General features: G+C 73.7%; 1 protein-coding gene. It reads left to right on the top strand.

From position 1 onward, the window contains the following. The coding region (locus tag IE257_RS37285; RefSeq protein ID WP_189974489.1) for a non-ribosomal peptide synthetase at nt 1–10499 on the top strand (10499 nt) is incomplete at its 5' end. Nucleotides 10500–10526: the final 27 nt, after the last annotated feature.

The following is a 10526-nucleotide window of genomic DNA, read 5'->3' as shown; positions in this document are numbered from 1 at the left end:
TGCACAACCTCTACGGTCCGACGGAGGCGTCGGTCGATGTGACGGCTTGGCAGTGCCGTCCGGAGCAGGGCACCGGGACGGTACCGATCGGTGCCCCGGTCGCCAACACCCGCGTGTACGTGCTGGATGCGGCCCTCGAACCGGTCCCGGTCGGGGCCGGTGGCGAGCTGTACCTGGCCGGCGTGCAGCTGGCCCGTGGTTACGCCGCCCGCTCGGCGCTCACGGCGGAGCGGTTCGTCGCGAACCCGTTCGAGCCGGGCGCGCGGATGTACCGTACGGGTGACATCGCGCGGTGGACGGCCGACGGTCAGGTGGAGTACCTGGGCCGTACCGACGAGCAGGTCAAGATCCGTGGTTTCCGGATCGAGCCCGGTGAGGTCCAGGCCGTCATCGCGGCACACCCGGAGGTCGCCCAGGCCGCCGTGATCGCCCGCGAAGACGTCCTCGGGGACGTCCTCGGGGAGGCCCGTCTGGTCGCCTACGTCGTGGCCGCCGGTACCGGCGCGGAACTGGCCGAAGCGGTCAGGTCGTTCGCCGCCGGGCAGCTGCCCGAGTACATGGTCCCCTCCGCCGTCGTCGTGCTGGACGCCCTGCCGCTCAGCGCCAACGGCAAGCTCGACCGCAAGGCCCTGCCCGCCCCCGAGTACACGGCCGGGTCCGGCCGCGGGCCGGCGAACGCACGCGAGGAGATCGTCTGCGCGGCCTTCGCCGAAGTGCTGGGCCTGGAGGGCGTCGGTGTCGACGACGACTTCTTCCGGCTCGGCGGCCACTCGCTGCTCGCCGTGCGTCTGGTGGAGCGCCTGCGCGTTCAGGGCGTAGCGGTGTCCGTGCGGGCGTTCTTCCAGACCCCGACCCCGGCCGCCCTGGCGGCCTCCACGGGGGCGGCGCAGGTGGAGGTCCCGGCGAACCTGATCCCCGCCGATGCGGTGGAGATCACCCCGGAGATGCTGCCGCTCGTCGACCTGACCACCGAGGAGGTCGCCCGGATCGTCGCGACCGTCCCCGGCGGCGCCGCGAACGTGGCCGACGTCTACCCACTGGCACCCCTCCAGGATGGACTGCTCTTCCACCACCTGCTGGCCGAGGGAGGGGTGGACGCCTACGTCCTGCCCACGGTCATCGAATTCGAGTCGCCGGAACGGCTCGACGGCTTCACCCGGGCGCTCCAGCAGGTGATCGACCGGCACGACATCTACCGGACCTCCATCGTCTGGGAAGGACTGCGCGAGCCGGTCCAGGTGGTCTGGCGGCGCGCCGGTCTGCCGGTCGACGAGGTGGCCCTCGCCGAGCGGACCGACGACCCGGTCGCCGAACTGGTGGCCCGCGTCGGCGCCGCCATGGACCTGGGTCGCGCGCCCATGATCACGGTCCACACCGCGGCGGTCCCCGGCAGCGGCCGGCAGCTCGCGCTGGTGCGACTGCACCACATGGTCCAGGACCACACGGCGCTCGAAGCCCTCCTCGACGAGGTGCGGGCCTTCATGTCCGGCCACGGAAACCGCCTCCCGGAGCCGCTGCCCTTCCGGAACTTCGTGGCGCAGGCCCGAAGCGGCGAAGCCCGGGCGGAGCACGAGCGCTACTTCCGGGACCTGCTCGGCGAGGTGGACGAGCCGACCGCACCGTACGGGATGGCCGACGTCCGGGGCGACGGCGTCGACTCGGTGCAGGCCGTCGTGCCCTTCGGACCGGAACTGAACGCCCGGCTGCGTGACGTGGCGCGCAAGGCCGGCACCAGCGCGGCCACCGTCATGCACGTGGCCTGGGCACGGGTCCTCGCGGCGGTCTCGGACCGCCAGGACGTCGTCTTCGGCACCGTGCTGCTCGGCCGCATGAGCGCGGGCGCCGGTGCGGGGCGCGTACTCGGCCCGTACATCAACACCCTCCCCGTGCGGGTCCGCACGGACGAGCTGGGCGCCCTCGCCGCGGTCTCCGCGATGCGGGGCCAGCTGGCCGAGCTGCTGGAGCACGAGCACGCCTCGCTGGCCATGGCCCAGCAGGTCAGTGGGGTGGGCGGGGACACCCCCCTGTTCACCTCTCTCTTCAACTACCGCCACAACGCAGCCCCCGGGCCCGCGGAGCCCGCCGAAACGCCGTCCGAGGACCTCTCGGGCGTCCGGCAGCTGTTCACCCAGGAGCGCACCAACTACCCGCTGAGCATCTCGGTCGACGACGACGGTGACGCCCTCGCACTCGCCGTCGACGCGGTGGCCCCGGTCGACCCGGTGGCGGTCGGCGTGCTGCTGCGCACCGCCACCGAGCACCTGGTCGGCGCGCTGGAGACGACGCTCGCGGGTGGCGCCGACCAGCGGCTCGCCGCGCTGCCGGTGCTGGCCGGCGCGGAACTGCGCCAGGTCCTCGCCGAGTGGAACGACACCGCGGCCGAGGTGCCCCCGGAGCCGGTGGTCGGGCTGTTCGAGGCCTGGGCGGCGCGGACCCCGGACGCGCCGGCCGTGGTGGCCGACGGCACCGAGGTGTCGTACGCGGAGCTGGACGCGCGCTCGGAGCGGCTCGCCCGGTTCCTGACCGGCCGGGGCGTCGGCCCGGAGTCCGTGGTCGGCCTCGCCCTCGAACGGGGCGTGGACCTGATCGTGGCGGTCGTGGCGGTGCTGAAGGCGGGAGCCGCCTACCTGCCCGTCGACCCGGAGTACCCGGCCGAGCGCATCACCTTCATGGTCCAGGACGCCGCGCCCGCGCTGGTGCTGGCCTCCACGGCCACGGCCGCGGTCGTGGCGGAGGCCGGGGCCCCCGTGGTGCTCGTGGACTGCGCCGAGGAGCTCCGGGAGGAGTCCGCGGGAGCGGATCCGGCCGGACGGGCGACGGCACTGCCCGGACAACTGGCCTACGTGATCTACACGTCGGGCTCCACGGGCCGGCCCAAGGCGGTGGGCGTCCCGCTCGGGGCGTTCTCCAACACGGTGGCCGCGCTGTCCCGCTTCGGAGCCGGTCCCGGCTCCCGCGTGGCGCAGTTCGCGTCGGTGAGCTTCGACAACTTCTGCCTGGAGTGGTCGCTGGCCCTCACCTACGGGGCGGCGCTGGTGGTGGTCCCCGCGAACCGCCGCGTCGGCGCCGAACTGGCTGGCTTCTTCGCGGAGTCGGGAGTGACGCACGCGACGCTGCCGCCCGCTGTACTGGCCGGACTGGACGAGGGCTCGATCGCGCCGGACGTCGTGCTCGAGGTGGGCGGCGAGGCCTGCCCGCCCGAGCTGGTCGACCGCTGGGCCGCGGGACGCCTCATGTTCAACACCTACGGCCCGACCGAGACGACCGTGGACGCCCTGTCGTGGCGGGCCCGGCCCGGTGCGGCGGAGGTACCGGTCGGCGTGCCGATCGGCAACACTCGCGCGTACGTACTGGACGGCTCGCTGTCGCCCGTCCCGGTGGGCGCGGCCGGTGAGCTGTACCTGGCGGGCGCGGGCCTGGCCCGCGGGTACCTGGGACGCCGGGCGCTGACGGCGGAGCGGTTCGTCGCCGATCCCTTCGGCGCGCCGGGGGAGAGGCTGTACCGCACGGGCGACCTGGTGCGCCGGGGCCCGGACGGGAACCTGCGCTATCTGGGCCGGGCCGACGACCAGGTCAAGGTCCGCGGGTTCCGGATCGAGCTGGGCGAGGTCCGGGCGGCGGTCGCCGCCCACCCGCGGGTCGACCAGGCCGTGGTGATCGTGCGGCAGGAGCCGACCGGTGGCACGCTGCTGGCCTCCTACGTGGTGGCCACCGGCGACCCGGCCGGACTGCCGGCATCCGTAAGGAAGTTCGTCGCCGAACGGCTGCCCGGCTACATGGTGCCCTCGGCCGTCATCGTGCTCGACGCGCTGCCGCTGACCGTCAACGGCAAGCTCGACCGCAAGGCGCTGCCCGCGCCCGAGTACACGACCGGTCCGGGCCGCGGCCCGGCGACGCTCCGCGAAGAGCTGCTGTGCGGCGTGTTCGCACAGGTGCTGGGCCTGGAGAAGGTCGGCGTGGACGACGACTTCTTCGCCCTCGGCGGCCATTCCCTGCTCGCCACCCGGCTGATGAGCCGGATCCGCACGGTCCTGGGCGTGGAGGTGCCGCTGCGGGCGCTCTTCGACGCTCCGACGGTGGCCGCCCTGGCGGCCCGGCTGACCGGCGCCGACACCGCACGCGTCGCACTGACGGCCGGGGAGCGGCCGGAGCGCGCGCCGCTGTCCTACGGCCAGCGCCGCCTGTGGTTCCTCGGGCAGCTGGAGGGCCCGAGCGCGACCTACAACGTGCCGGTCGCCCTGCGCCTGCGGGGCCGCCTGGACGAGGACGCGCTGAACGCGGCGCTGCTCGACGTCATCGGCCGGCACGAGGTGCTGCGCACCGTCTTCCCGGTGCTGGACGACGAGCCGTACCAGCAGGTCCTTCCGGTCGAGGCGCTGACGTGGCGGCTGTCCGTCGCCGACGTGGCGGCCGGGGCACTGGAAGCCACCGTCGCCGAGGCGGTGGGGCACCTGTTCGACCTGGCGTCGGAGCTGCCGATCAGGGCGAGCCTGCTGCGGACCGCTCCCGAGGAGCAGGTGCTGGTGGTGACGATCCACCACATCGCCAGCGACGGCTGGTCGACGGGCGTGCTGGCCCGCGACATCTCCGAGGCCTACGCGGCACGCTGCGCCGGCCGGGCCCCGCAATGGGAGCCCCTGCCCGTCCAGTACGCCGACTACGCGCTGTGGCAGCGCGGTCTGCTGGGCGACGAGCGCGACCCGGAGAGCTTGATCTCCCGCCAGGCCGACTACTGGCGCGACGCCCTGCAGGGGGTGCCGGAGGAGCTGACGATGCCCTTCGACCACCCGCGTCCCGCGGTTCCCTCGCACCGGGGCCACCAGGTGCCGGTCGAGGTCCGCGCCGAGGTCCACGCCCGGCTGGTGGAGCTGGCGCGGGCCGAGGGCGTGACGGTGTTCATGGTGCTGCAGGCCGCCCTGGCGGTGCTGTTCTCACGACTGGGCGCCGGTACGGACATCCCGATCGGCTCGCCCAATGCGGGCCGGACCGACGAGGCCCTGAACGACCTGGTCGGCTTCTTCCTCAACACCCTCGTGGTGCGCACCGACCTGTCGGGGGACCCGACGTTCCGTACGGTGCTGGGCCGCGTGCGGGAGCGGAGCCTGGAGGCGCTCACCCACCAGGACGTGCCGTTCGAGCGGCTCGTGGAGGAGCTGGCCCCGAGCCGGTCCATGGCCCGGCACGCCCTGTTCCAGGTGATGCTCACGCTGCAGAACACGGAGGAGGCGAGCCTGGACCTGCCGGGTCTGCGGGTGCGGCCGATCGCGACGGGTGCGGCGCTGGCGAGGTTCGACCTCGACGTCATCGTGACCGAGACGTTCGACGAGCACGGGGCGCCCGCGGGCGTGATGGGTTCGGTGACCGCCGCGGCGGACCTGCTGGAGGAGGAGTCGGCGCGGCGCCTCGCGGTCCGTCTGGCACAGGTGCTGGACGTGGTGACCGCCGATCCGCAGCTCCGGCTCAGCGCGGTCGACGTGCTGGACCCGGCCGAGCGCGAGCGGATGCTGGTGGAGTGGAACGCGACCGATGCCAAGGTGGCGCCGGGTTCCGTGGCGGAGCTGTTCGAGGCGCAGGTGGCGCTGGCTCCGGACGCGGTGGCCGTGGTGGCCGACGACGCGGCGCTCACGTACGCGGAGCTGGACGCCCGGGCGAACCGGCTGGCGCGGCTGCTGACGTCGCGGGGCGTGGGCGCGGAGTCGGTCGTCGGCGTGTGCCTGGAGCGCGGGGCCGAGCTGATGGTGGCGCTGCTGGCGGTCGCCAAGGCCGGCGGCGCCTACATGCCGATCGATCCGGCGTATCCGGTGGACCGGATCGCCTACATGCTGAAGGACGCGGGGCCGGTGGCGGTGCTGGCCTCCTCGGCAACCGCGGCGGCCGTCCCGGGTTCCGTGGTGCTGGTGGACGGGCCGGAGACGGTGGCCGAGCTGGCCGTACTGTCGGACGGGCCGCAGGCGGGCCCCGCGGCGCGGGTGGAGTCTCCCGCGTACGTGATCTACACCTCGGGGTCGACGGGCCGTCCGAAGGGCGTGCTGGTCTCTCACGCGGGTGTGTCCAGCCTGGTGGCGGGCCACATGCGCTACCTGGGGGTCGGTGCCGGGTCGCGGGTGGGACAGTTCGCCTCCGCGGGCTTCGACACCTTCGGCTGGGAATGGATGATGGCCCTGCTGACCGGTGCGACGCTCGTGGTGATCCCGCAGGATCGGCGCCTCGGCGAGGCCCTGCCGGTGTTCCTGGCCGAGCAGGGGGTCACGCACGTGACGCTGCCGCCCGCCGTACTGGCCACCCTCGACGAGGGGTCCATCGGTGCGGACGTGGTCCTGGTGACCGCCGGTGAGGCGTGCCCGCCGGAGGTGATGGCGCGCTGGGCGCGCGGTCACGAGCTGTTCAATTCCTACGGTCCGACCGAGACGACCGTCGACGCGACCCTCTCGCTCTGCGACCCGGCCACGGGCGAGGTCGCGATCGGCACCCCGGTGCTCAACACCCGGGTGTTCGTCCTGGACGAGTCCCTGGCCCCCGTACCGGTCGGAGTCGCCGGCGAGCTGTACGTCGCCGGTGCGGGCCTGGCCCGCGGGTACCTGGGGCGTCCCGGCCTGACGGCCGAGCGCTTCGTGGCCAACCCGTTCGGCGGTCCCGGGGAGCGGCTGTACCGCACCGGCGACCGGGCCTGCTGGACGGCGGACGGAAAGCTCGTGTTCGCGGGCCGCACCGACGACCAGGTCAAGATCCGTGGTTTCCGGATCGAGCCGGGCGAGATCGAGAACGTGGTGGGCTCGCACCCGCAGGCCGCCCAGGCCGCGGTCGTCGTCCGTGAGGACACCCCGGGCGAGAAGCGCCTCGTCGCTTACGTGGTCCCCGTGGCCGGCGCACCCACCGACCTGCCCGAGCTGATCACCCGGCTCGCCGCCGAGCGGCTGCCGGAGTACATGGTCCCGGCCGCGGTCGTCGTGCTCGACGCGCTGCCACTGACCGTGAACGGCAAGCTGGACCGCAAGGCCCTCCCCACCCCCGAGGAACGGACCGCGGCGGGCCGCGGACCGGCCGACATGCGCGAGGAGATCCTCTGCGGTGTCTTCGCGCAGGTGCTCGGCGTGGAGAGCGTCGGCGTCGACGACGACTTCTTCGCCCTCGGCGGCCACTCCCTGCTCGCGGTCCGGCTGGCCAGCCGGGTCCGGGCGGTGCTCGGCGTGAACCTGGACATCCGGGTCCTGTTCGACGCACCGACCGTCGCGGCCCTGGCCGCCCGTCTCGCGGACGGCGACGGGCACGGCCGTCCGGCCCTGACGCCGATGGAGCGCCCCGACCGGGTGCCGCTGTCGTTCGCGCAGCGCCGGATGTGGTTCATCGGCCAGCTCCAGGACGCGGGCGCCGCCTACAACATCCCGATCGCGATGAAGCTGCCGGGGCGGATCGACCGCCGCGCGCTCGGCGCGGCTCTGCGGGACGTCGTCGGCCGCCACGAGGTGCTCCGTACGGTCCTGCCGACGGAGAACGGCGAACCGTACCAGCGGATCGTCCCGGCCGAGGAGCTGGAATGGGAGCTGTCGGTGGTTCAGGTGGCCCCCGAGGAGCTGGAGGACTCGGTGGCCGCGGCGTCGGGTCACCTGTTCGACCTGGCGGCGGAAGTTCCGTTCCGCGCCTGGCTGTTCGAGGCCGGGCCGCAGGAACGGGTGCTGGTCGTCGTGGTGCACCACATCGCGGGTGACGGCTGGTCGTGGGCGCCACTGGCCCAGGACCTGTCGGTCGCGTACGCGGCGCGCTCGCAGGGCCGGGTGCCCGCTTGGTCGCCGCTGCCGGTGCAGTACGCCGACTACGCGCTCTGGCAGCGTGAGCTGCTGGGCGACGGCGACGACCCCGAAAGCCTGATGTCACGTCAGGTCGATTACTGGCGCGGGGCATTGGAGGGAGTTCCGGAAGAGCTGGCGCTGCCGGTGGACCGGCCCCGGCCGGCGGTGGCCTCGAACCGCGGTGTCGAAGTGCCGGTGCGGGTTCCGGCGGCGCTGCACGCGGAGCTGGCGCGGGTGGCGCGGGCCGAGGGCGTGACGATGTTCATGGTCCTGCAGTCGGCGCTGGCGGTGCTGCTGTCGCGACTGGGCGCGGGTGCGGACGTACCGATCGGTGCGGCCAACGCGGGCCGTACGGACGCGGCGCTCGACGACCTCGTCGGGTTCTTCGTGAACACCCTCGTGATCCGGGCGGACCTGTCGGGCGACCCGACCTTCCGCGAGGTGCTGCGGCGGGTCAGGGAGACGAGCCTGTCGGCCTTCGAACACCAGGACGTGCCCTTCGAGCGGCTGGTGGAGGAGCTGGCCCCCGCGCGCTCGATGGGCCGGCACCCCCTCTTCCAGACCGTCTTCACGATGCAGAACAACGCGCAGGCGGTGCTGGACCTGCCGGGCGCGGGCGTGAGCGGTGTGTCGGCGGGCGCCGCGGTGGCGGCGCGGTTCGACCTGGACGTCCTGCTGGGCGAGATGTTCGACGCCTCCGGCGCACCCGCCGGTGTGGCCGGGACCGTGGTCGGCGCCGCCGACCTGTTCGACGGGCAGAGCGTCGAGCGGATCGCGGAGCGCCTGGTGCGGGTGCTGGAGCTGGTGGGCGGCGACCCGGGGCTGCGGCTGAGCGCCGTGGACGTCCTCGACGCGGACGAGCGCAGTCGGGTGCTGGTGGAGTGGAACGACTCCGCGGCCGACTTCGGCCCGGGTCTGGTGCCCGAGCTGTTCGCGGCGCAGGTCGCCCGCACACCGGACGCGACGGCGGTGATCGCCGACGGCGCGCGGGTGTCGTACCGCGAACTGGACGCGCGGGCGAACCGACTCGCGCACTACCTCCTCGCCCAGGGCGTCGGCGCCGAGTCGACGGTGGGCGTGTGCCTGCCGCGCGGGGTGGAGATGGTGGTGGCGGTCCTCGCCGCGTGGAAGGCGGGGGCGGCGTACCTGCCGATCGATCCGGAGTACCCGGCGGAACGCATCGCGTACATGCTGGCGGACGGCGGGGCGGTACTGACGCTGACGGACGAGGAGGTGCTGGACGAGCTGCCCGCCGGCCGGGCCCGGCTGGTGGCGGTGGACGGCACGCTCATGGCGATGCAGCTGTCGGCGATGCCGACGACGGCTCCCGCGGTGCCGGTGGCAGCGGACGGTCTGGCGTACGTGATCTACACGTCGGGTTCGACGGGCCGCCCCAAGGGCGTGGCCGTCACCCATGGCGGACTCGCCAACTACGCGCAGTGGGCCGCCGGTTCGTACGGCGCGGACGGGGGCGGTGCGCCGCTGCACTCCTCGCTGGCGTTCGACCTGACCGTGACCAGTGTGGTCGTACCGCTGATCTCCGGCTCGCCGGTGGCGGTGAGCCGGGAGGGCGGCGCCGAGGGCCTGGCCCAGCTGCTGCGCGACGGCGGTGGATTCGGTCTGGCCAAGGTCGTACCGGCCCACCTGCCGCTGCTGTCACAGATGTTGACGGACGATCAGATCAAGAGTGCCGCCGCCACCTGGGTGGTCGGTGGTGAGGCCCTGCCGCCGGGGGTGGTGCGCGACCTGCTGGAGCGCGCTCCGGGCTCGGTGGTCGTCAACGAGTACGGTCCGACGGAGACGGTCGTCGGTTGTGCGGTGTTCGAGATCCGGGCCGGACAGGACGTGGGCGAGCCGGTGCCGATCGGGCGCCCGATCGCCAACACGCGCCTGTTCGTCCTGGACGAGCGGCTGCGGCCGGTGGCTCCGGGGGTCGCCGGCGAGCTGTACATCGCGGGCGCGCAGCTGGCCCGCGGCTACGTGGGCCGCCCGGGCCTCACGGCGGAGCGGTTCATGGCGAACCCCTTCGAACCGGGCGCGCGCATGTACCGCTCGGGAGATGTTGCGCGGTGGCGTGCGGACGGCCGGCTGCAGTACCTGGGCCGTGCGGACGAGCAGGTGAAGGTCCGTGGTTTCCGGATCGAGCCGGGCGAGGTCCAGGCCGTGATCGCGGCTCACCCGCAGGTCGCGCAGGCGGCGGTGGTCGCCCGTGAGGACGCGCCGGGCGATGTCCGCCTGGTGGCCTACGTGGTGGCCGACGACGAGGTCGGCAGCCTGTCCGACCAGCTACGGGCCTTCGCGGCGCAGCGGCTGCCGGAGCACATGGTGCCGTCGGCCGTCGTGGTCCTGGACGCGCTGCCGCTGACGTCCAACGGGAAGCTGGACCGCAAGTCGCTGCCCGCCCCGGACTACGCGGCGGGTGCGGGAGTCGGCCGGGCCCCGGCCAACCGGCAGGAAGAACTCCTGTGCCGGGCGTTCGCCGAGTCCCTCGGACTGGAGAAGGTGAGCGTCGACGACGACTTCTTCGAGCTGGGCGGCCACTCCCTGCTGGCCGTGGAACTCGTCGCGCGGATCCGCGCCGCGCTGGACGTCGACGTTCCGATCCGGACCCTCTTCGACGCGCCGACCGTGGCCGGGCTCGCCCGGAAGATCGGGACCGAGAAGTCGACCCGCCCGGCACTGCGGCCGATGCGCGAGAGGCGCAGCCGGTGATGCGGGGGCACTGACCGGGAAGGCCCG

The sequence above is a fragment of the Streptomyces avidinii genome (genome assembly GCF_014650695.1).
Lineage (GTDB): Bacteria > Actinomycetota > Actinomycetes > Streptomycetales > Streptomycetaceae > Streptomyces > Streptomyces avidinii.
This window is presented reverse-complemented; position numbering and strand designations above follow the sequence as displayed.